The organism is Microbulbifer weihaiensis (assembly GCF_048323715.1).
Taxonomy (GTDB): Bacteria; Pseudomonadota; Gammaproteobacteria; order Pseudomonadales; family Cellvibrionaceae; genus Microbulbifer.
In genome coordinates, this window is the sequence record NZ_JBLWFL010000001.1 from 860,598 (window position 1) to 882,680 (window position 22,083).

A 22,083-nucleotide genomic window follows, 5' to 3' on the forward strand; every position below is an offset into this window, starting at 1 on the left:
CCAAGCGGTGGTATCTGCGTATTTAGGCAGCTCTGTAAGGTACGTCCTAAATAACCTTCCTGTGCTAGAGTCGTACAGCCGCTCCTTCAGGCGGACTCGGCCACTGGGGCTGAGAGAATTCTCGATAGCTCGTCGATCAGGTTTTGCCCGGCAGGCCCAAGGGTTTTACGGCGCGACCAGATAAGGTCGGTGCAGTAGGGGTAGGGCGTTAGCTGGAAATCTGTCTTCAGTATTTTGATAGCGCCACTGGCTAGATGGGGGCGCGCAATATGCATCGGGACAAATCCCCAACCAAGTCCCGCGATCAACGCCGTCATGAACATGGCATAACTTTCCATATACCAGATACGGTCACTGAGATCGTTCTCCGGCAGCGTTGCCGGGTCACTGCCGGCACTTATGCGGAAGTGCAGGTGATTGTGTAAGTCCTGGATGCTGATCTGGGGCAGTGTCGTCAGCGGATGTGAGCCTCCGGCGACGAGCACAAACGAGCAATTGCCCACACCGCGAAAATTGAAGTCCTCCGGATAGTCCCCCTGGCTGAGTACAATTCCGATATCGGCCTTGCCCTCCCGCACCGTATTTGAAGCCCTGTTCCCTGAAGCGTGCAGCAGCGAAACAGTCACAGTTGGATAGTTCTGGTTGAAGCGCTCCAGTGCCTGCATAAGCTGTTCGGCATCTATGGCCGATTCATCGACGGCGACCGTCAGAGCCTCTTCAAGCCCCGCATTTAGACTTCGGCTTTTGGCCTCGAAGCGGGAGTAAGAGTTGAGCAAAGAGCGCACATCCTGCAGTAATGCACGCCCCTGGGGCGTGAGTTTGGGTTCCCTTCCACTGCGATCGAACAGGCTGAGGCCGGTATCGATTTCCAAATTGCTGATCAATCCAGAAATGGTAGATTGCGCTTTGCCCAGGGCTCTCGCCGCTGCGGAAAATGAGCCGCTGCGAGCCGCAGCCTCAAACGCTTCCAATTGTTCTGGAGCGATAAATATGCGGGATTCCATACGTCATCATCTCGTGTTATTGGCGTTCTGCTGGCGAGCTGATCATGTTTCAGGTGCTATCGGTAAAACCGATGAATGGCCAATGTAGCAGAGTTCGTTGGGCTGCAAAATGCTGATGTTATCGTGCTTACCTGCTTGCTGGTGGTTGCTCAGGTTGGCAATCGCTAGCGTTGGGCTGTTAGCCGCCGGCTTGTATCGATGCGGTAAAAAATTGATATAAATCAGTGATTTTCTTAATTTTCTTACCGTATTAATAACTTTGTACCTTCATGGAGGGGGCGCAAGATTTTTCAGGTTCTACTTACTTTCGTCGGCTCCGCCCCCCTTCACCGCGCATAGCCTGAGGCCAGCGTAAATCATCCTACCCGGCTTTTAACTCAACCTATCGTCAGTACCGATGGGTTATATCTTTTCAAGTCTGTATCAAAGGAGGAACCTGCACACAGGGTGAATGAGTCACCGCGCCCGGAAAGTAACAATTCAATAATAAGGATTTAGGGTATGTTGCCATTCCAAAAAAGGCCATTAACCGCAGTTATATCTGCTTTGGCATTGAGCATATCTACGGGTGTTTATGCTCAAACGTCGAAGAATGATAGTAAAGCTGAACAGGAAGCCGAGCTTCTTGAGCAGGTCGTGGTAACCGCCACACGCCGCGAAGCATCAGTTGAAGATATTCCCATCAATATCTCAGCCATTGGCGAAAGTGAGCTGCGTAAACGGGCAATCACGGATCTAAAAAGCCTGATTGCGGATTCTGTTTCCATCAGCGCCCCGGCCAACTCGCCGCGCGTCGCCGACTCGGTGACTGTGCGAGGCCTGAATGTCTCATCTGTATCGCAGAACAACCTTGAGTTCTTTGTGCGTTCCACGCTTGCCTACTATCTGGATGAGACTCCGCTGCCCAATATCGGCTACCGGATCAAAGACATCGCCCGGGTCGAAACCATGCTTGGGCCTCAGGGTACTCTCTATGGTTCTGGCAGCCTTGGCGGCACGATCCGCTACATTACCAACCAGCCGCAGTTTGACGAAGCGACGCTGACAGTAAATACTGGCATGTACCAAACCCGTGGTGGCGGGCTGAGTACTGATAGCGATTTCGTAATCAACCAGCCGTTGGGTGAACGCCTAGCGGTGCGGGCTTCATTCGCTTACCTGGATGAGGCCGGATTTACCGACCGGGTAATTTCACCGGCATTTCGTGATATCCCTTGGAACAACCCGAATGGTTCCGCTAAAAGCCGCTACAAAGACGACGACTACCAGCATGTCAGTACCGGAAAGGTGGCACTGGCATGGCAAGTTAATGCGGATGCCAAGCTGACACTTACCCACGCGCAGCAGAGCCAGCTTGCGAACGGTTCCCGTGGAACCACACTGGATCCGAATGCAGAGAGCGATGTTCCACAATATGGCGAAGATGTGGTGGTGGGCAGATATCGGGAATATTCCGATCGTGGCTTCAAGCTCGACTCTGTAGACCTGGAGTGGGATTTTAGTGCCGTTGCGCTGAAGTCCAGCACCTCATACTTTGAGGACACGCGGAAGGGGCAGACCAACTACGGTATCGGGTTCCTGTATTACGGTTATTGGGGATGGAGCAGTTTGCAGCCAGATAATACCGATGCGTCCCCTTACATGGTATTCGACAACACCTACTCGGGCCTTAGCCATGAAACCCGGTTTGTTTCACTGAACGACGGGCCGCTGAGCTGGATTGGTGGTATTTACTATACCCAGCAGGAGCGAAGTCTCGCATTTAATGAGATATTCCCGACGCTGGATGACGTGGGTGGCATTGATCGCACCGCGATAGGTGGCGCTGTGGATGTCGGCTATGGCGAAGACATCAATACAGATTATGAGGAACTGGCTCTTTTCGGGGAATTGACCCTGGCACTGTCTGAACGCTGGGACGTCACGGTGGGGGCTCGGGTTTTCAATTACTCCGATACTGCTGATCCCCGCATCACCGACTATGCATTTGGGCTCGTAGATACCAAGGGCGCAACTGAAAGCTCCGAAAGTGGCAAAAAGTTCTTCAAGTTAAACACTTCATACGATCTGAGCGACGATGTTTTGCTGTATGCAACCGCATCACAAGGCTTCCGGCGTGGCGGGGTCAACGGTTTCAAATCGCAGGGCGATACTGAAGTCAATTCTTCGGCCCAGAACTACGAGCCGGACTCTGTGGATAACTTTGAAGTTGGCTTGAAAGGCACATTCCTTGACGATCGCCTGTATCTGCAGACGAGTCTTTACAACATTTTATGGCACGACGCCCAGACCTATTACGATCAGTCGATCAATGGATTCCCGCTAAATGGCACCGCGAACGGCCCGACCGCGAAATCGCAGGGTTGGGATTTATCCTCGCGCTTGCGCCTGACCGATAGCCTTTCCTTGACCTATGAAACTGCGTTTACAGAGGCTGAGTGGGCGGAAACCGAAGAAGTCTGTCTCTATGAGGATGGCACCAGCTGTCGCACCTGGAGTAAAGGAGGGTTGCTGGGTGGTTCGCCGGAGTGGCGTCACAACCTGGGGGTAACCTACTACCGCGATCTCGCCAATGGCTTGACCCTTTCCACAGGGCTGCGCGGATCCTATACGGGTGATATCCAGAGTGATCGAGCAGATTCCCCGGATGAAGACGTTTATCGCTATGACTCCTACACGCTTTACAGCGGTGATCTGGCGATCAGCGGGGATCAGTGGAGTGCCGGGCTATGGGTGCGTAACCTGACCAACGAGCGCGCTGAGGTGTCCTATCAGGAGGAACTCTACGTCGGAAATCGCCTGATTCAGACGATGCCGCGGACTATAGGTGTCAATGCTTCTTATGATTTCTGAGACATAGAAAGTATGACATGAGCAAGTGTTTAAGGGGGCGGTAAGCCCCCTTTTTTCGGCAGAGTTTTCCCGGGTTCAATGACTCAGCCCAGGATCCGGTTCGGATACTTGTGGCGAATCCATCGGTCATGCCTGTGGTTAATCATTTATCAGCTGATGCCGAAGCATTCACACTTGCCCGCATAGGAAAAAAGAACAGGTGCATGATGGGAACAGAATTATGTTACTTGGATGCCTGCGAAATATTACGACTATTCAAGCAGCGAGCCCTGTCACCCAGAGAAGTTTTGGCAGCGCAGATAGAGCGCTATGAGGAAGTCGGGGCCGAGATCAATGCGCTGACGTACACCCATTTTGAGCGTGCTAACCAGCAGGCAATTGCCGCGGAAAAGGCCTACAAGAACGGCTCCGCCCGTCCACTGGAAGGGGTTGTTACTGCGATCAAGGATGAAACCTATATCCGGGGTGAAATCACCACCAATGGTTCCAGGCTGCTGAGAGAAAATGTTGCAGATATAACGGATCCGGTACCGGAACGGCTGCTTGAGGCCGGTGCAATTATTCACGCGCGCACCGCGACACCAGAATTTTCCGTCGCAGCTTTTACCTGGTCTGACTTGTGGGGTATCACGCGCAACCCGTGGAACCTCGACATAACGCCCGGGGGTTCTTCCGGCGGATCCGCTGCCGCATTGGCGGCGGGGCTGTGCACCATTGCCAATGGCACTGATATGGGGGGCTCGGTGCGGATTCCTGCAGCCCAGTGCGGTCTTGTTGGACTCAAAGCGTCCCACGGGCGGATCCCGGAAATTCCTCCTTACAACATCGACCCCTATGTGCACCACGGCATGTTGACGCGCAGTGTCCGGGATATGGTGTTGTTGTATAACCTGATTTCCGGGCCGCACCCGATCGATCTTGTGTCGCAACTGCCGAAGCAGGATGTTGCGGCGATGCCACTGGATTTGCGCGGGATCACCATCGGACTCTCGCTGGATCTTGGCTTTTTCCGGCTAGACGAGGATGTGCGAGCCAACACCCTGGCAGTTGCGCGGCAATTGCAGACTCTCGGTGCAGAGGTGGAGATGGTTGAACTCGGCTGGGATGAGCGCTGCATTCGCACCGCCCAGATGCACCAGGGCGCGCAGATGGGACGTCTGTTACGGGAGAAATACGAAAATTCCGCGAGTTACGACCAGCTGACAAGTTATGCGCGGCATTATTTTTCCCTGTCTGCCGAGGCGGGGCCTGAACGGGTTCAGGAAGCCAACGATTACGCCCAGCAGATGTGGCAGTCTCTGGAGCATGTTTTTCGCCACTGCGATTTCCTGCTCTGTCCAACGGTATGTACCACGCGGGTACCCGCGGATTTCGACTACAGCTGTGACCGGTTGGAAATTGACGGGATGTCGGTGGATCCGGTGAAAGGCTGGTTCATGACGTACCCCTTCAACACCCTGGGGCGCTGCCCGGTGATATCGTTACCCAGTGGCTTGGCTAACAATGGCGTGCCTACCGGTGTGCAGCTGGTGGGACAACCGTATCGCGATGGGGATCTGCTGCAACTGGCGCTGGCGCTGGAAGCTGCGCAAGGCCCATTTATTCACTGCCACCATTTTCCGCTGCAGAATCAGGCGGTCACTGCATGATCAGACAGTGCGCAAATGTGATCCGGGCGGAAATACGCGAGGGGCGCTTCCGCGGCCCCACTTCCGGTCTCGCCGCCGGTTTTGTGCAGGCAAATATCGTCATACTGCCGATAGCGCATGCGCAGGATTTTATCGACTTCTGTGCAGGCAATCGTTGTGCATGCGCACTACTGCATCGTTCCCGTCCCGGAGAATATTTATTGCCAGCGCTAGGGGAGGATATTGATGTCCGGACTGATGTCCCGCGCTACCAGATACACCGCGCTGGCAGCGATATCGAAGAGGTCACGGACATTCGCGATATCTGGCGTGATGACCTGGTCACCTTTGCTTTGGGTTGTTCTTTCTCGTTTGAAGAAGCGCTGATCAGCGCGGGACTGGAAGTGCGGAATATTAGCGAAGCGCGCAACGTACCCATGTACCGAACCAACCGCCGCTGCAGCGCCGCCGGAGTTTTCCAGGGCAACCTGGTGGTGAGCATGCGCCCATTCAAAGCCGATGACCTCGAACAGGTCTGCGCGATTACCGGGCGCTACCCGTTGGTTCACGGTGCCCCCGTCCACATGGGCGAGGCGTCAGGCCTTGGCATTGACGACCTCGACCAGCCGGATTTTGGCGATGCGGTAACGGTGAAAACGGACGAAACTCCGGCATTCTGGGCTTGCGGTGTTACTGCCATCGAAGCCCTGCGCAATGCGGGACTGGAATTTTGCATTACACATGCGCCGGGGCATATGTTGATTACGGATCGACTTAACAGTGAGCTGGATAACTCGGCAGACGCGCAAACTTCAGCGTTCACCGAAGAATGTTTTCTCAACCAGCAGGAGTGCCGGTAATGAATGCTGTGGTTCTCGACCGCCATCACCACTCCCATACTGTCAGCCTGGGGATGCAGCTGGAGGCGCTGATGGTGGCCTGTGATCTGCGTGGTATGGCCACGGTGCGTAATCGTGGCTATAGCGGCTACCTGTTGCGGGCAGTCAAAACCCTGCTGCGCCACCGCACCCGGGTTGCCATTGTCAGTGGCTTCCCTGTCAACAACGGGTTTGAAACGGATGGGCCGGCAGGTGCCATTGCGCTGGCGCAAGGCCTGCGGCAGCTCGGATCCAGCGTAGCCCTGCTGGGTGTGGACGAATACATATCAGCAATGGCTCGCAGTGAGCCGCATCTGCCGGCAACGTGTTTTGTTCCCATAAGCAAAGCCCGGAGCGCGGTACAGTTGCGGGAATTTGTGACGGAATTTCGCCCGACGTTACTCATCTTTATCGAGGTGCCCGGGCAATGTACCGATGGCCTCTATCGGAATATGCGCTTCGAGAATATCAGTGATCGCACGCTGCCGTGGGAGCCATTACTGGACATGGTGGACTGCCCGAGTGTCGCCTTTGCTGATGGTGGTAACGAACTGGGTATGGGGCGTATTCGCCACCAGCTGAAAGGCTTGCCCATCGCCTGTGCCCGCACGGAGACGGATGAGCTGGTGATTGCCGACGTTTCCAATTGGGGGGTATACGGAGCACTTGCGCTGGCATCGGTATGTGTAGGCCAGCCGCTTTTGCAGGGCTTTTCCGTCGGCAAATGCCTGGAAGCACTGGTTCAGCAAGGCATGGTTGACGGCGTGACCGGAGCACGTACGCCCACGGAAGACGGCCTTGCGCAAAATCGCAGTAGATCCCTGCTTAATGGGCTGGTGGGAATGGTCGATCCGTTACTGCAGTTGCCCACAACCCAAACCGTACATGCATACCCGAGCTGCGTAGAGGGTGAGCCCGCTGTGTCCTTGTCGTCGCTGGTTCCGGCATGATGGATTAGCCTGCGAGTGGCCGCATCGCGCCGATACCCCGGGTTGCAGTGACTGTTACCGATTTTCCTGGTGCTTTCTTACGGGGTTTGGCATAGCGCGTCCTTCAGGCGAATTCCAGAATCGAAATCTTCCACCGGGATTTTGTTGATCTTTACCAGTCCCTCATTGGAGGTCATACGGTGGATGTAGCGACCGTCACCCAGGGCTATACCCACATGGGTGAGTACACCATCGGCCCAGTCGCCATAGGTATTTTTCAGAAACACTAGGTCGCCGGGAATGAGTGCGGCAACGGTGTGGACTTTTTCCCCGAACTCATCGCCCGCAAGGGAATCGACATGTTCCGGTAGTAATTCATCCCCGGGGCCGAGGAGATGTTGATCCCAGGGGGTTTTGGTTTCCAGGCTGGCAAAATGTCCACCGCAGGCAGCGACCAATACCTCCCGCGTCCAGTTCATGCACTGTTCCGCTTTGCCCAGCCGGTACTCGCGGTTTTCCCAGGGCAGCGCCTCGCGAACCAGTTTATCGGCGAGACTCTGCTCCGGCTGCGACGCGCGGCTTTCGGAGGATGATTCGGATGCGGTAGCCGGCGCGGAATCGCCACAGGCGGTTACGGAAAGCTGCATCGCAAGTACCGCGAATAAAGCGAATCTTCTCATGGGAATTGCACCTCTACACAATTGTTGCTTCTGCGCGTATCGGGGGTCAGCCATAAGGGGTCAAGACAGATCCCGGCCAGTGACAGTCCGGCCGCAACCGGCAGGCGCAGGTTAAGTACGCCGTGTTGCGCTTTCATCCAGGTCTGCGCGGGCAGGTCTATCGCAAAGCGCTCACCGTTCGCCATTCGCAGTTCGATGGGTATCGGCAACAGCCCGGCACCGCTGTTGGACAGGGTGAGCGTGTACCAGTGGCTGTCCGGTTGCGTACTGAGTGTCAGGGGCGTGGCTTCCGCCGGCAACTGCGGTAACGGGCGTGTGTAGCTGTCGGCGAGAGCCGGCTGCTGGTCAACCACAAATGTACGCAGGCCCCCTGCGGTCAATGCAATTGCGGGGGAATCTTCCATATCAACAGGCGTGAGAGCGAGCCGCTGCCCGTCGAGTGTGAGACCTTCCACGCCCAGGTCGATACTGTGGTTTTGGTAGAACCAGCTGCGCCAGAACCAGCTCAGGTCAGCGCCGGCGGCGGTCTCCATCGCGCGGAAAAAATCTCCCGGGGTAGGGCGCCTGCCCTCCCAGGCTCGTGCAAATTCTGCGAGTGCCCCGTCGAAGCGCTCTGTCCCCAGTACCAGATGACGGAGGCAGTTGAGGATGCTGGCGGTTTTGTTATAGGCATTGTCGATCTTCATCCGCAGATGATCGGCGCTGGTCATGATCGGCTGGTGCTCTGCACTGGCCGTGTAAGCGGCAATGGATCGGGGTTCGCCGTAAATCACATCGAAATTGGCCTCCCAGGCATGCTCGGCACGATATTCGATAAAACTTACCAGTCCTTCATCCAGCCACGCCCACTCTCGTTCGTCGGTGTTGATGTGCATGGGAAGATAATTGTGGCCAACCTCATGTATCACGCTGCCGATAAAATCGTACTTCGTTTGCGCCTCCCAGGCCGGAAGTCCCTCGCTGCCTTCGCTACTTTCGCTGCGTTCGGGCCGCGCGGCTACAGTGGCAAAGCCCGGATATTCCATGCTGGTGCCCTCGGTGTTCACCACACTGACACTGGGGTCGCTGAGTGGCATAAGCGCCGCGTCAAAGATGCTCAGGGTGTGCTCGATTGCTGCCAGCCCGAACTTTTCCCATAGTGGCGCCGCCTCGACGGGGAAAAATTGCTGCAGGCGTCGGCCGCTGGCATCGCGCTTGCTCTGCCACAGAAAGGCCGGGGAGGCGCTGAACGCGAAATCCCGCAGCCTTTTGCCACTAAATTGCCACTGCAGGAAGTTGTTTCCGGGATCAGTGCGTCGCTGCTGGGCGCGGTGGGCATCGATCAGCCAGATGGGCGCCTGTGCTGCCGAGCGCCAGGCGACAAGCTGCTGTGCGTCGAAAATGTCTTCCGGATTTTTGAGTTCGCCACTGGCAGCCACCGTATAGCTGGCGGGTACTTCGATCGACACGGAATAGTCGCCAAACTCTGTGGAAAACTCCCCTTGTTGCAGGAACGGTTTGAGCTGCCAGCCAGCGTAGTCGGTGTAGGCCATTGCGCGTGGAAACCACTGTGCGGCGAGGTAAATACGGGTGTTGTCCGCGAGGGTTTCAAAACCGCTGCGCGCACCGGTAGCGCCCTTTTCCGTAAGCGGCAGTGTCCACTCGAAATGCAGTTGTTCGGTGTGGCCCGGAGGTAGTGGTTCTGGCAGCGAGATTTGGAGCAGTGTGTCGCGTACCTGCCAGGACAGCGGCTGGCCGCGGGAACCTTCCACGCGCGTCAGTTTAAATCCCGAGGCGCTCCCCGCATCGAGTGCGCGCGCGCGCTGATACGCATGATCGCTTTGGTCAGCGGAGGCCGCGAGCCGCAACGTCGCTGCTGAATCCGGTTTCAGTGCATTGTGATCCAGGGCAAAAAACAGGTGGCGCAGGCTGTCGGGGGAGTTATTGTGATAGCTCACTGTGGCACTGCCCGTGAGGCGGCTGTTGGCGGGATCAAGGCGCGCGCTCAGCTGATAATCCACCTGCTGTTGCCAGTAGGATTCTGCCGGGAATCCATTGCGGGCACGGTAAGCCCCCAGATTTAATTCGGTCTGGGTCAGGCGGCGAAAGGGATCGGCTGCCGGATCCGTTGCAAAGGTACGCTCGGTTGTCGCGTTGGCGGTGAGGGCACCGGTGAATAGGTACAAGCCAAACAGGACGTACCGGCGCTGAACCATAGGCCGGTTCCTGAAAATACCGAGTCCTGAAACTAGCCTTTTCAGCATGGCTCGCCCACAGGTGACGATGTCCTGGCTGCAGGGCGGGTTTCCGTGGTCGCGGCCATCGCCAGGGTCACCGCCATACAGGCGATACCGAGCCACAATACGGCAACGACATTGCCTTCCCCCATCAGCATTGCCGCCAACGGCGGCCCGATAATTTCGCCCACCTTGAATGCGCTGGCGCAGAGCACGATAAAGCGCCCGCTGTCGTCCACCCGGTTGAACTGATCCATCAGCAGCGGCAGGGAAAAACTCCAGAAGAACTGGAACACGATCGTGGCACCGGCATACAGCAGGTAGGATCCGGCACTGTCCGCCGCTGTCCCGCCAACGCCGCCAATGAGCCAGGCCATGGTGGCAACCTGAACCAGCATCGCCAGGCTGATGGCGGCGGTGCGACCAATGCGCGTGCTGAGCCAGGGCGTGGCCAGGGAACCGAGACCACTGATGGCGAAGCCGATACCCAGCAGGTCGCCAACCTGGGAGCCACTCAAGCCGAGATGGATGCCAATGCGCTCCAGATAAGCCCAAACGGCAGAGACTCCGCAGTAGTAAACCACCGTGGTGGCAAATACCAGCAACGACCTGCCGTGAGCGAGCCCTCGCAGGCCCCGGCGGTGCAATGCGGTGTCGGCCTGTTTCTGTGAGCGGGGAAAAGCCAGTGCACACAGGGCAAGTGCCAGTGCCAGCCAGCCGTTCAAATAGTGGAAAAACCCATTGATGTGGGCGAATTCCATTATGCGTGGGACGGCGAAGAATCCGATTGTGCCGAACACTACCTGTGCCGTGACCATCAGCCCGAACGCGAGTGGTGGTGAGCGATGATCACCCAGCCCCGCGAGCGCGATCGCGTAGGCCGAGCCGCAGCCGATTCCGGCGATGATGCGGGCTGACATCAGGCTGCCAAACTCGGTAAGGCCAAGGCTGGCGATATTGCCCAGGAAAAACAGCAGCAGCCCTCCGAGCACCACGTTTCGCCAGGGTACTCTGCGCACCCACAGTAGCGCCGAGGCCGAGCTGATAAATATGCCCATCACATCCGCGGCCGCCAGCCACCCGATTTCCTGGGAGGTGAAATGCCCCTGCTCACTGAGCGCGCCCACCCACAGCGGCAGCAGGGTAAGTATCGAGGCCCCCATCATGGCCACAACCAGCAGGCTGATGAGGTTGGGTAAATAGTCCGGCGAGGTCTTCATAACTTTTTCTTATCGTTTTCGGGCAGTCCCGCGCAGCCGCCAGTCAGTACCTGGCGGAGATGAATACGCCATCAAACCGGTGAGTTTAAGATGTCCGCTGGCTTTTCCGAATGATCGCCTATAGGTCAGAGCGATAAGTGCTGGCGTTTATTCGTACTCGGAAATTGATAGGATCGGTTTTATACCTGTCGGTCATGGATTGCAATCAATCAGGAGTATGGCTCCGGAGGCATCGTGAAACCTAGCCCGCTTATCACCACCTGCCTGCTTGCCGCGGCACTCATGGCGACGGCCTGTGACGGCAATATGGCCGAAACAGGCCACGCGGAAATTCCGCAAGAATCACCAGAATTCGCAGCGGTAGAGGGTGACAACGTAAAGGTCGCCCTGCGCTACTTCCGCGGCGACAATCTTGTCGGCGAGCGGTTGGATGGCTATGAAGCGAATCGCTGTCTGCTGGCTGCAGAGGCCGCAGAGGCACTGGCGCGGGTGGCCGAGCGACTGGCGGAAGAGGGGTTGGGCCTGGAGTTGTTCGACTGCTACCGGCCGCAGCGCGCGGTTGACCATTTTGTACGCTGGGCGGCAGCGCCTGAAGATCACACCACCAAGGTGGCATTCTACCCGCGGGAAGAGAAGTCTCTTATGTTTGAACGTGGCTATATCGCCGAGCGTTCGGGCCACAGCCGCGGTGCCACGGTCGATCTGGGGCTTTACGGACTTGCGACAGGTGCTGCTCTGGATATGGGAACCGGTTTCGACTTTATGGACGAGCGCTCTGCCACTGACTATCCGCTGGAGAGTGAGAAGGCGCGCACCAATCGAATGCTTCTGCGCGACGCCATGCAGCAGCAGGGTTTTGTGAATTATTCCCAAGAGTGGTGGCACTATACCTTCAAGCCCGAGCCCTACCCGGAGACCTACTTCGATTTCCCGGTGCGCTAGCGGCGGTGTGTCGCGCACCGCGCGGCCTGCCTGCAGCCATTTTGCTGACTATAAAAAAGCCCCGCTCGGCGGGGCTTTTTTATGCATAAATCCGCGGGGTCTCAACCCATACTGGATCGGTCTCGCCGGCATTTACAGCGGCGGGTTTTCCACGTTGTGGTATACCGCCTGCACGTCTTCCAGGTCGTTGAGCATGTTCATGAACTTCTCGAACAGTGCCACATCGTCGCCGCTGATTTCGGTGTAGGTCTGGGGCACAAACTGGATTTCGTCTACTTCAAAGTCGATATCGCCAAAGGCCTCGATCAGCGCTTGCTTGGCTTTGAAGTAATCGGTGTGCGGCGCGAACACAGAAAGCTTGCCGTCTTCATTCTCGATATCGGTGACGTCGACGTCCGCTTCCATCAGTGCTTCGAGTACTGCTTCTTCGTCGTCGTGCGCGAACACGAGGATCGCCAGGTGATCGAAGCTGTGGCTGACAGAGCCTTCGGTTCCGATCTTGGTTTTGGTTTTGGTGAAGGCCTGACGCACGTCACCAAATGTGCGGTTGGGGTTGTCGGTCAGGCATTCGATGATCGCCATGCAGCCGCCGGGGCCGAAGCCTTCGTAGCGGGCGCGGGAGAAATCTTCGCCGGCACCGCCCTTGGCCTTGTCGATGGCCTTCTCGATCACATGGCTGGGCACCTGGTCTTTCTTGGCGCGCTCAATCAGGCTGCGCAGGGCCAGGTTGCCGTTGGGGTCGACGCCTCCAGACTTCGCGGTCACATAGATCTCGCGGCCATAGCGGCTGTAGACCCTGGCTTTCATGTTCGAGGTCTTGGCCATCGAGTCTTTGCGGTTCTGATAGGCTCTGCCCATGGGGTTATGCTCCGGTATCGCTGGGATTCACTGGGTATTATTGAAAGGAGGCGATTTTACTGGCCGGCGCGGGGGAAATGAAGCTGTATGGAGGGGGCTAATTTGTAACAGCGCAAGTCCGGGGCCGGCAAAGCCGGTCACGGGCCGCTGCGGATATGCCGGTACCCCGCGTGCGGCTCAAGTCCATTGCCGATCGAGGCCCGTGGGAATAAGATTTGTGGCTATTTGACACTTTGGTGCGCCGTGAGCGAAGAAGAATATTTATCCACATATGACAAACGCGCGTTCGATACGCCCCTGCTGAGCGTAGATGCGGTTCTGTTTACATATCACGAAGGGCTGCTGAAGGTTCTGCTGGTGAAACGCTCCGCACACCCGGAAATGGGGAAATGGGCGTTGCCGGGCGGTTTCGTGTCTGAAGCCGAGGACAGCACCCTCGAAGACACGGTGGTTCGCAAGTTGAAGGAGAAGACCGGCGTTGTACCACCCTATGTGGAGCAGCTCTATACCTTTGGCGGCAAGGCCAGAGACAAGCGGGGCTGGTCCGTCACGGTCTGCTATACCGCGCTCATTGCCCATCAGGTGTGCCAGAGCCATGTCGAGACTGTGGCGGATGCCAGCTGGGTGCCACTCGATCGGGTCGGGAAGATGGATCTCGCGTTTGACCACCAGGAGATTGTCCGCTTTGCCCACGAGCGCCTGGTGCAGAAAGCACTTTACAGCATCGTGCCCGCATACGCGCTTCCGGAAAAATTTACCCTGCCGGAACTGCAGCAGGTGCACGAGGTAATCATCGGTAAGCCCTTGCAGAAGAAGTCGTTCCGACGGCGTATCGAGCAGGCCGAGCTGCTCGTTGATACCGGTGAAAAACGTTCGGAAACCGGGCGCCCGGCAACGCTTTATCGTATGCGGGCCGACTCGGGCAGCCATACCTTCGTGCGCAACCTGGAGCTCTAGGTCAGCGCCTAAAAAAAGAAAAGCCGGTCAGCCCGGCTTTTCCTGTGCCTGTGGACAATTAACCTGCCCTCGCCAGCTCGTTAGCGGTAGCGGGTACCGCGGCCAATGCGCGGACGGCTTCGAATGTCTGGTCTATCAACAGCTCGCCATTGCGGAAAACTGTCTGCAGCAGGTTGGTGCGATTGCCCAGATCCTGCTCGCGAATGGTGTGCAATGTGCCATTCCCGCGGGTAACCAGGGCCAGGCGGCCTTTCTTAGAGCGCTTGCCAGTGTCGGTGATCGGGTCTTTGAATACATCCCTCCAGAGGCCGTTGACGCGCACTGCGCTGGCCTTCATGGCGAATTTCATGGTGTCCCGGTTTACCTTTTGCAGCAGCTCAGCCCCCATGCCAAAGGCAACGTTATCGGCGCTTTGCTTGCGCGCCTTCATGGCCGCGAGGATGCCCTCTATGGTGTGCAGTGATACACCATCTCCCTGGATGACCCGGATATAGTCGGGCAGAACCCGGTATCCCTTGTCATTGATCCGTGCACCGAAAATCCGCATGAGGCGCTCTACGGTTTGCGTCACTACATCGACGGGATCACCGCTATCGGGGCGGATCACCAGCGTGCCTCCGCTGTTTTCAACCTGTTCCTTGAGCTCGCCGCCCCAGATATTTTCAATGGCATGCCACAGGTCGTAGCTGTCGCTCACTACCGCGACGATACCGCCGTCACCGCCAAACTGGGTCAGCATGTTTCTGTAGGCGTCGGCCTCGTGGTCGCGTCCCCAGCTGGTCATGGTGCTGTGCTCTGCTGCCGGTATAGAAAACCCTGCCATGGGGGCGTTGTAGTAGCGCCGGCCGGCAAGCAGTGCGCCGATGGTATCGGTGCCCTGGAAATTCACCAGGTGCGCCAGGCCTCCGATGGCCGCAGTTTCCGTGCTGCTGGCACCGCGCGCACCGAAGTCATGGAGTTTGAACGGAAGCCCGTCGATTGTATCTGCGGTCTCTTCCAGATAGCGCTGGATGATTTTTTTGGCCTCGCGGCTCTGGGTGGCAACCGTGGTTGGATACCAGACGGCCCGCAGCAGCGCAGTCTCGATATAGCTCGTCAGCCAGAAGCACGCGGGATCGGTGTTGATGACCTGTGCGAGTACGTTCTGCACGGGGACCAGAGTGCCTTCAGGTACCGCCTGGATTTCAATGGGCAGGTAACCGCCGTGCTGCTCGACAATGTATTCCCAGCCGGCGCGGTGAAAAGGGACACCGTGAACGGTACAGACTTCCTCGGCCTCGTCGATGTCCGCCGCGGTGATGGGCTGCATCAGGTATTGCTTGATGAAGGCTTGCAGGCCGAAGAAAACGGCCTCTTTAAACTGCCCGCCACGGCTTTCTATGTAGCTGCTTACGTACTGCGTGCCTTCCGGATATTGCAGGTAGTGGCTGGTTTTATAGCTGTCGACATTCAGGATCGGGTTGTAGTCTTGCATCGCGGAAATCCTCCGTGAGAAATGTTGGCACCGGTCTCTCCAGCGCTTTTGCCTTATTAGTGTCTGTCAGTCACTAACTGAGGGTATAGTGTCCTTAGGGCACTATGGAGTCAAGCGTTTTTTCGAACAGCCTTTGAATTGGGGTGTATTTGCGCGCCAATGGCGCAGTGGATATACGCTTGGTGGCATGGCCGGTGGGTTAGGGGGCGCGCCTGGAGGTGATTTACTGCCGCTTTTATGCGGCGGTTCCCGGGCAGGTTAGCTCGCGAGAGCCTCGTTTAAACAGAGGATGCCGAGTTTCTCGCCGGGCTCGCCCCGGTAGATGTCGAGAAAATGGCAATTGCCGACGTTTGTGGCGAATGGCACATAGGAGTGCCCCATAAATACCGCATCGATACCGCCAACCTGGAATGGAGACAGCGAGTGCTGGCCGAGCCGCTCCATTCGAGCTTCCCGCTCGAGAAAAACGCGCTTCAGGTCTGCGATGTCCCTCTTGCCAATCTGCAGCCCGACAATATCCCGGTACAGCTGCCGTATCAGGCCCCGGTTCCACAGGAGAGGCTGCGCCGCGGCTGAGATGTCTGATTCGGAGAAGGGAGCACCCCCGGCCCAAGCGGAGCCGATATCTCGCAGCAGTTGCTTCACGGTATTCCAGTCACTGTCAGGCACATCGGCGTGGACGAGCCCGGCAGTGCCCCGTGGCGCCTGAATTTCTGCAGCCCAAGGCCATTGCCTGACTTTGTCGACAAGAGTTTGCTGTTCAGCAGGGGAGAGGCGGTAGAACCACTCGCCACCGTTGGCAGCGTGCATGGCAACGGCTTCGGGATCCTCAAACCCGGCGATCATCATCGCCTCGTGGTTGCCAAGAATGCTGAAGTACACCTTTTGGTCGATCATCTCGACCATGGCGGCGCTGTCCGGACCTCGGTCGACAATATCTCCGAGGCAGAAGAGGCGATCACACGCAGGATTAAACGCGAGTTCTGCCAGTTGGTTTTGCAGCTGCTGCCAGTGACCGTGTACATCGCCGACCACGAAGTCCCGGCCGGACAGGTTTTGGCCAATGTTCCAAAAAATTGCCATGGGTACGACGCGCTTCCCTGATACAACGAGTAATGCTGGCAATGGGGGCCAGGATGAGCCGGCGGGCCATATCAGGCCCCGCCGATCAAATTCTGGATGATGTAGTAGTGATCCTCAAATAATTCCTGGGGATTCAGCGATGCCAGCGGCAGCCAGCGGGCATGCCTGGCATCATCGCCACCTTTTACCTTGGGCAGCTGCTGGCTGGGCTCAAGTTCAATGTAATAAGCGTGCGTGATGGTTCGTCCCCGGGCTGAGCGGTGCGGTTCATCAAAGACCCCCTGCCGCTTTATCGAACCTTTCAACACCGGCGCCGGTACCTTCAGGCGGGTTTCTTCTCGCAGCTCGCGCAGGCAGGCGTCCACCAGTTTTTCACTGGGGTCGACGAAGCCACCGGGCAGCGCCCAAAGTCCTTTGCCGGGGAAGGCTTTCCGCTCAACCAGCAGCACATGCCCGGATTGCACCACCACGGCGTCCACGGTGACGTGGGTCGGCGGATAAGGTGCCGCAGCCCAGGAAGATTTATAGCGCTTGATGAAGGCCATTTCTTCCCGCATTGCACCGTACGCCGGATCCATGCTGATGAACCGTTCGAGAAGCGCCCCGACGGTCGCCGGTACCACCTGATCGTTGACCAGCGCCTGCAGATAGGCAGTGGCATCATCGGTTAAAAGTCCTTCCCGCAATGGCGTAGCGCTGACTTCCCGGAAATTATCCACAGGGACTGAATCCCACTGGGGAAACAGGTTCAGGTAAAAACCGGTGTGGTCTTTATGGTGTCCGATCAGGGCAATTTTGGGAGGCCGGTGGGGAATGGCGTGGTGGGCGGTCACGATACCGTTGACGGAATCCTGCACATTGCGCACCCAGAGCTCGTCGTTGTAGGGCACATCCATCAGCGGCAGGCACAGCAAGCGCTTGTTGTCCTGTTCTGTCAGGCAGGAACGGATAAAGGCCTCGCGTTCCTCGTGTGTCCAGGGGTTGCGGGAATTGCGCGGCTGGTAGGCCGAGCCGATCAGTACCACGAGCCGGTTGGCCCGCGCGAGGCCTTCTTCGACCACTTTTAGGTGGCCTGAGTGGAACGGTTGGAAACGGCCAATAAAGACCGCGAAATCATACTCTCTGGACATGGCAGCAAGCTCCTTGCTGATTTACAGGCTGGTCTATCCGGGGCTGTGTGGTTGGTTTGTGCCATTATGTGTCTTATAGACACTATGTCAAGCGGCAGTCTTTTGCTGCAGGCCGCAGACACAGGCATGGGCCGGCCCCTGTTGCGGGGTTACCTGGTTAAACAGGCTTGGTTGGTTAACTAAATAGGCACCTATAGTTACGCGAGTTTCTGGCACGATCGTTTCGCTCGTCTAGGCTCGCTCCATGGATAAAAATGCATGGAATGCACTGCTGCGGCCGTTGATGCAGGCGTTATCGCTGGCGGCCGTTTTATGTGCGCCCGCTGTCGCGGGAACACTGTCTTTTCAGTTAGAAAACGACTCCTTTGATGGCGCCAGTGATGCTAATTACACCCAGGGAATGCAGCTGGCGTATTCAGCGGATGTTGCCCCGGAATGGCCGCGCAGGTTTATGCCGTGGCTGGCTGCCAAGCAGGAGCTGGCAGCGCAATATTTCCTGGGCCAGGCCATTTTTACGCCCTATGAAATTGAGGAAACCGAGCTGATACTGGACGACCGCCCTTACGCTGGCTGGCTGTATTTTGGCCTGTCGCTGGCTTCAGGTCGGCTGCATCCGGCAAGTAATTTGAAAATTGTTGACCGTCTCGATCTCAGTGCCGGCATTGTCGGCCCTTCCTCGGGGGCGCAGCAGGTACAGCGCGGGTTGCATGGGCTGGCAGACACTTACGAAGTGAATGGCTGGGACAATCAGTTGAGTGATGAGCCGGCTGTGTTGGCCGGTTATGCGCGCAAGTGGGCATTCATCCATTCCTTGGGCCGTTCGGACATGGATTGGGAGCTGTCGGCCAATCTGGGCGGCAACCTGGGGAATGTTTCCACCCAGCTCGCCGCGGGCGTCGGGCTGCGCTTCGGGCGAGATCTCTATTCCAGCGTGTCTTTGGATGGCGCGCCGCCCCTGACACAGGCGCCGGGATTTGGTGGCAGTAAACTGGACAGTGGCTGGTATGTCTTTACAGACTGGCAGCAGCGCTTTGTGGCGCGAGATATCTTTCTTGATGGCAACAGCTTTAAAGACAGCCACAGTGTTGAAAAGGAATCGAGCGTAGGTGAGTGGCGATTTGGACTGGTGCTTGCGACCGGTCGTTTCCGCTGGTCCGCCTATCATGTGCGGAGAACCCGGGAGTTTTCCGGCCAGTATGACAATTTGAATTTTTCTGGATTTGGCTTGATGACTGCCTTCTGAAAGCGGCCAGGCACGTCGGCAGAGCCATACTCTCGGCCCGGCGCCAATCTCTGCGATCCACGCATACGCACGCATTTTTACAGGACGTGCATATGCCTGTCACATCAATACTTCCCCTGCCCATTGCGCGCCGCTGGTTTCACGTAAAGGAACTAAGATATTGCATATTTGCGCAAATATCTCGCGCCCTGCATATGCTGTTGCGGGTTGCTGATCGCTGTGAACGTGGCAGCTTTTCCATGGCTGAAGGCCTGGGCAGTACCAAACGGAGATTCGAGTGAAGCACGACCAGTCCGGTTTCTTTCAGCGTTTTTTCAGGCTGCGTGAACACAATTCCTCCGTAAAGCAGGAGGTCATCGCTGGGGTCACGACCTTTGTGACAATGGCCTATGTCATCTTTGTCATTCCCAACATGATGACCAACGCCGGCATGGATCACGGCGCGTCTTTTGTGGCTACCTGTGTTGGCGCGGCTATTGCGTGTTTTTTGATGGGGTTTTATGCCAACTGGCCGGTTGGCCTGGCGCCAGGAATGGGGCTCAACGCCTTCTTTGCCTATACGGTGGTGGGCGACATGGGCTACAGCTGGCAGGTGGCGCTGGGAGCGGTATTCCTGTCCGGTATCCTGTTCATGATCTTGAGCCTGTCGCGGATACGGGAATGGCTGCTGGGCGCCATCCCCCTCAGTTTGCGGTTTGCGATGGGGGCGGGGGTCGGCCTGTTTCTGGGGCTGATTGGGCTGAAAACCGCCGGCATCGTGGTGCCCAATGAGGCGACCCTGGTCAGCCTCGGTTCTTTTCGCGAGCCCGAGCCACTGCTGGCCGGGCTGTGTTTTCTGCTGATTGCGATCCTCAGCCAGCGCAATGTGTTCGGGGCGATCCTGATCAGCATGGCGACGGTGACGCTGATCGGATGGGGGCTCGGGCTGGTGGAGTACCAGGGGATAGTGTCAACGCCGCCGAGCCTGGCGCCCACCTGGCTGGCCATGGATGTAAAGGGCGCGCTGAATGTGGGGATGGTCAGTGTCATCCTGGCGTTCCTGTTTGTGAACATGTTTGACACCGCCGGCACGTTGATGGGGGTTGCGCACCGGGCCAACCTGATCGATGAGCACGGCAAGATAGAAAACCTGCCCAAGGCGCTCAAGGCGGACAGTACCTCCAGCGTGGTCGGCGCGCTGTTTGGCTGCGCACCGGTAACCAGTTATCTCGAGAGTGCGTCCGGGGTGGCCGTGGGCGGGCGTACCGGGCTGACGGCGGTTGTTGTCGGTATCCTGTTTGTACTGGCGATGTTCTTCACACCGCTGGCGGCAATGATTCCGTCCTTTGCCAGTGCCGGCGCGCTGATTTATGTGGCCATGCTGATGATGGGGGCGCTGGCGCATATCGACTGGAAGGACCAGACCGATACCATTGCCTCCATTGTCACCGTAGTCATGATGCCGCTGACGTTTTCCATCGCCAACGGTATCGCGCTGGGTTTCCTCACCTACACCATCCTCAAGGTGTTTACCGGTGAGTATGAGAAGGTTTCGATCAGCCTTTATGTACTGAGCGTCATTTTTATTGCCAAGTTTGCCTTTTTGTAAGCGGGCGCCATAGGGTGAGGGTGGGCGAGGGGCGCACGCCCAAGTGCAGACAAACCGATAACAAAAACAGGAGTGGGTTTTATGGAGGCATTGCCGCGCATCGAGACGCTTGCGACACCTGAAGAGTATTCCGCCTGGCTGCAGGCACTGGCCACGCTGGCGGTTTCTGCCGTGCACCCGCAGCAGCTATTGCCCGCCGAACTGCCGGTGCCGCCGGAGGGGCGCACGGTGATTGTGGGTGCCGGCAAGGCAGCGGCGGCGATGGCGGCGGCCTTTGAAGAAGCCTGGTACGAACAATACCCGCACGCAGACCTGTCTGGCCTGGTGGTTACCCGCTACGGGCACGGCGCACCCTGTAAAAAAACGGAAGTGCTGGAGGCCTCGCACCCGATGCCGGACAACATGGGTGAAATTGCGGCAAAGCGCATGCTGGCGGCGGTCGGGAACCTGGGGGAACGCGATCTGGTGATTGCGCTGATTTCCGGGGGTGGCTCGGCCCTGATGACTCTGCCTGCGCCGGGAATCACCCTGGCGCAAAAGCAGGCGATCAATAAGGCCCTGCTGCGCAGCGGCGCGCCCATTCGCGAGATCAACACGGTACGCCGCCATCTGTCCGCGATCAAAGGCGGGCGCCTTGCTGTCGCTGCCCATCCTGCACGTGTTGTTACCTACCTGATTTCGGATGTGCCCGGAGATTCCCCCACCCTGATCGCCTCCGGCCCGACACTGCCGGACTCCTCTACTCCCGCCGATGCGCTGGAAGTCCTGCAGCGTTACGGTATCGATATTGACGACAATGTGCGTACTCACTTACTGGGCGATACTGATGCGCCCAGGCAGGGGGATGCCGGCTTCTCGCGCGACACCGTCAAGATGCTGGCGAAAGCGAAGGATGCCCTGGATGCCGCCAGCAGCGCCGCCCGGGCAGCGGGTGCCGATGTGCGGGTACTCGGGGATAACCTGGAGGGCGAGGCGCGGGCGCTGGGGCACAGGCACGCGCAGCTGGCGTTACAGGTACAGCGGGAAATCTCGCGGCCGCTACTGATACTTTCCGGCGGCGAAACCAGCGTAACCGTGACAGGGAACGGCCGCGGCGGGCGCAACGTGGAATATCTGCTGGGTCTGTTCAGCGCCCTCGCCGGTGCCCCCGGTATTTACGGACTGGCCATCGACACCGATGGCATCGACGGATCCGAAGACAACGCGGGGGCCTGTTTTTCTCCTGCGGACTGGGCGAAGATGCAGGCCCAGCGGCTGGATCCCCGGGACTATCTCGCCAATAACGATGCCTACAGTTTCTTTGCCGAACTGGAGCGCCTGATCGTCACCGGCCCCACCCGCACCAACGTAAACGATTTTCGCGCGCTCCTGATATTGCCGCGCGCTTGAGCCAGAGGTTC

17 protein-coding genes are annotated in these 22,083 nt (G+C 57.7%); 9 read left to right on the forward strand and 8 right to left on the reverse strand.

What is annotated here, in order from left to right; all coding sequences use genetic code 11:
• Positions 1-86 precede the first annotated feature (86 nt).
• Positions 87-1,004 (reverse strand): LysR family transcriptional regulator, encoded by a 918-nt coding sequence (locus ACNKU7_RS03635; RefSeq protein WP_418295594.1) that lies wholly within the window; start codon positions 1,002-1,004, stop codon positions 87-89.
• Positions 1,005-1,505: 501 nt separating this feature from the next.
• On the opposite strand from ACNKU7_RS03635, the gene ACNKU7_RS03640 reads away from it, so the two are divergent.
• The 4 genes from ACNKU7_RS03640 (at position 1,506) to ACNKU7_RS03655 (ending at position 7,313) form a co-directional block, all read left to right on the forward strand.
• Complete coding sequence (locus tag ACNKU7_RS03640) at positions 1,506-3,857, forward strand: TonB-dependent receptor (protein WP_418295595.1); 2,352 nt, start codon at positions 1,506-1,508, stop codon at positions 3,855-3,857.
• Positions 3,858-4,144: 287 nt separating this feature from the next.
• The gene (locus ACNKU7_RS03645) at positions 4,145-5,506 is read left to right on the forward strand and encodes an amidase (RefSeq protein ID WP_418295596.1); all 1,362 of its coding nucleotides are present in this window, start codon (positions 4,145-4,147) and stop codon (positions 5,504-5,506) included.
• Entirely contained in the window at positions 5,503-6,345 is an 843-nt protein-coding gene (locus tag ACNKU7_RS03650; protein WP_418295597.1) for a putative hydro-lyase, read from the forward strand. Before ACNKU7_RS03645 ends, ACNKU7_RS03650 begins: the two co-directional genes overlap by 4 nt.
• Positions 6,345-7,313, forward strand: a complete 969-nt coding sequence (locus ACNKU7_RS03655; RefSeq protein ID WP_418295598.1) for a glutamate cyclase domain-containing protein — start codon at positions 6,345-6,347, stop codon at positions 7,311-7,313. The genes ACNKU7_RS03650 and ACNKU7_RS03655 overlap by 1 nt, the downstream gene beginning before the upstream one ends.
• A 77-nt stretch (positions 7,314-7,390) precedes the next feature.
• On the opposite strand, the gene ACNKU7_RS03660 is transcribed toward ACNKU7_RS03655, so the two are convergent.
• From ACNKU7_RS03660 to ACNKU7_RS03670, 3 genes are read right to left on the reverse strand one after another with little or no spacing between them, the layout of a single operon-like run.
• Complete coding sequence (locus ACNKU7_RS03660; RefSeq protein WP_418295599.1) at positions 7,391-7,972, reverse strand: NlpC/P60 family protein; 582 nt, start codon at positions 7,970-7,972, stop codon at positions 7,391-7,393.
• Entirely contained in the window at positions 7,969-10,167 is a 2,199-nt protein-coding gene (locus tag ACNKU7_RS03665; RefSeq protein WP_418295600.1) for a M1 family metallopeptidase, read from the reverse strand. The genes ACNKU7_RS03660 and ACNKU7_RS03665 overlap by 4 nt, the downstream gene beginning before the upstream one ends.
• A 41-nt stretch (positions 10,168-10,208) precedes the next feature.
• On the reverse strand, positions 10,209-11,408 hold the full coding sequence (locus tag ACNKU7_RS03670) for an MFS transporter (RefSeq protein ID WP_418295601.1): 1,200 nt from the start codon (positions 11,406-11,408) through the stop codon (positions 10,209-10,211).
• A gap of 234 nt (positions 11,409-11,642) precedes the next feature.
• Here ACNKU7_RS03670 and ACNKU7_RS03675 point away from each other — a divergent pair, with 234 nt between their 5' ends.
• Positions 11,643-12,350 carry a M15 family metallopeptidase gene (locus ACNKU7_RS03675; RefSeq protein ID WP_418295602.1) on the forward strand — a complete coding sequence of 236 codons (708 nt, stop codon included), beginning with the start codon at positions 11,643-11,645 and terminating at the stop codon, positions 12,348-12,350.
• Between the two features lie 132 nt (positions 12,351-12,482).
• Here ACNKU7_RS03675 and ACNKU7_RS03680 read toward each other — a convergent pair whose 3' ends face one another.
• Positions 12,483-13,208, reverse strand: a complete 726-nt coding sequence (locus tag ACNKU7_RS03680) for a YebC/PmpR family DNA-binding transcriptional regulator (protein WP_418295603.1) — start codon at positions 13,206-13,208, stop codon at positions 12,483-12,485.
• 243 nt (positions 13,209-13,451) lie between these two features.
• On the opposite strand from ACNKU7_RS03680, the gene ACNKU7_RS03685 reads away from it, so the two are divergent.
• Positions 13,452-14,165, forward strand: coding sequence for an NUDIX hydrolase (locus tag ACNKU7_RS03685; RefSeq protein WP_418295604.1), 714 nt, complete (start codon positions 13,452-13,454; stop codon positions 14,163-14,165).
• Positions 14,166-14,223: 58 nt separating this feature from the next.
• Here ACNKU7_RS03685 and ACNKU7_RS03690 read toward each other — a convergent pair whose 3' ends face one another.
• The 3 genes from ACNKU7_RS03690 to ACNKU7_RS03700 form a co-directional block, all read right to left on the reverse strand.
• On the reverse strand, positions 14,224-15,639 hold the full coding sequence (locus tag ACNKU7_RS03690; protein WP_418295605.1) for a nicotinate phosphoribosyltransferase: 1,416 nt from the start codon (positions 15,637-15,639) through the stop codon (positions 14,224-14,226).
• 258 nt (positions 15,640-15,897) lie between these two features.
• Positions 15,898-16,722, reverse strand: coding sequence for a metallophosphoesterase (locus ACNKU7_RS03695; protein ID WP_418295606.1), 825 nt, complete (start codon positions 16,720-16,722; stop codon positions 15,898-15,900).
• A 71-nt stretch (positions 16,723-16,793) separates the two neighbouring features.
• Positions 16,794-17,852: a bifunctional nicotinamide-nucleotide adenylyltransferase/Nudix hydroxylase gene (locus tag ACNKU7_RS03700; RefSeq protein WP_418295607.1), complete on the reverse strand. Its 1,059-nt coding sequence runs from the start codon at positions 17,850-17,852 to the stop codon at positions 16,794-16,796.
• 244 nt (positions 17,853-18,096) lie between these two features.
• Between ACNKU7_RS03700 and ACNKU7_RS03705 the strand changes: the two genes are divergently transcribed.
• The 3 genes from ACNKU7_RS03705 to ACNKU7_RS03715 all read left to right on the forward strand — a co-directional run bounded on the left by ACNKU7_RS03705 (position 18,097) and on the right by ACNKU7_RS03715 (position 22,072).
• Positions 18,097-19,095 carry a lipid A deacylase LpxR family protein gene (locus ACNKU7_RS03705; RefSeq protein WP_418295608.1) on the forward strand — a complete coding sequence of 333 codons (999 nt, stop codon included), beginning with the start codon at positions 18,097-18,099 and terminating at the stop codon, positions 19,093-19,095.
• Positions 19,096-19,372: 277 nt separating this feature from the next.
• The gene (locus ACNKU7_RS03710; protein WP_418295609.1) at positions 19,373-20,683 is read left to right on the forward strand and encodes an NCS2 family permease; all 1,311 of its coding nucleotides are present in this window, start codon (positions 19,373-19,375) and stop codon (positions 20,681-20,683) included.
• An 81-nt stretch (positions 20,684-20,764) separates the two neighbouring features.
• Positions 20,765-22,072 (forward strand): glycerate kinase type-2 family protein, encoded by a 1,308-nt coding sequence (locus tag ACNKU7_RS03715; RefSeq protein WP_418295610.1) that lies wholly within the window; start codon positions 20,765-20,767, stop codon positions 22,070-22,072.
• Positions 22,073-22,083 lie beyond the last annotated feature (11 nt).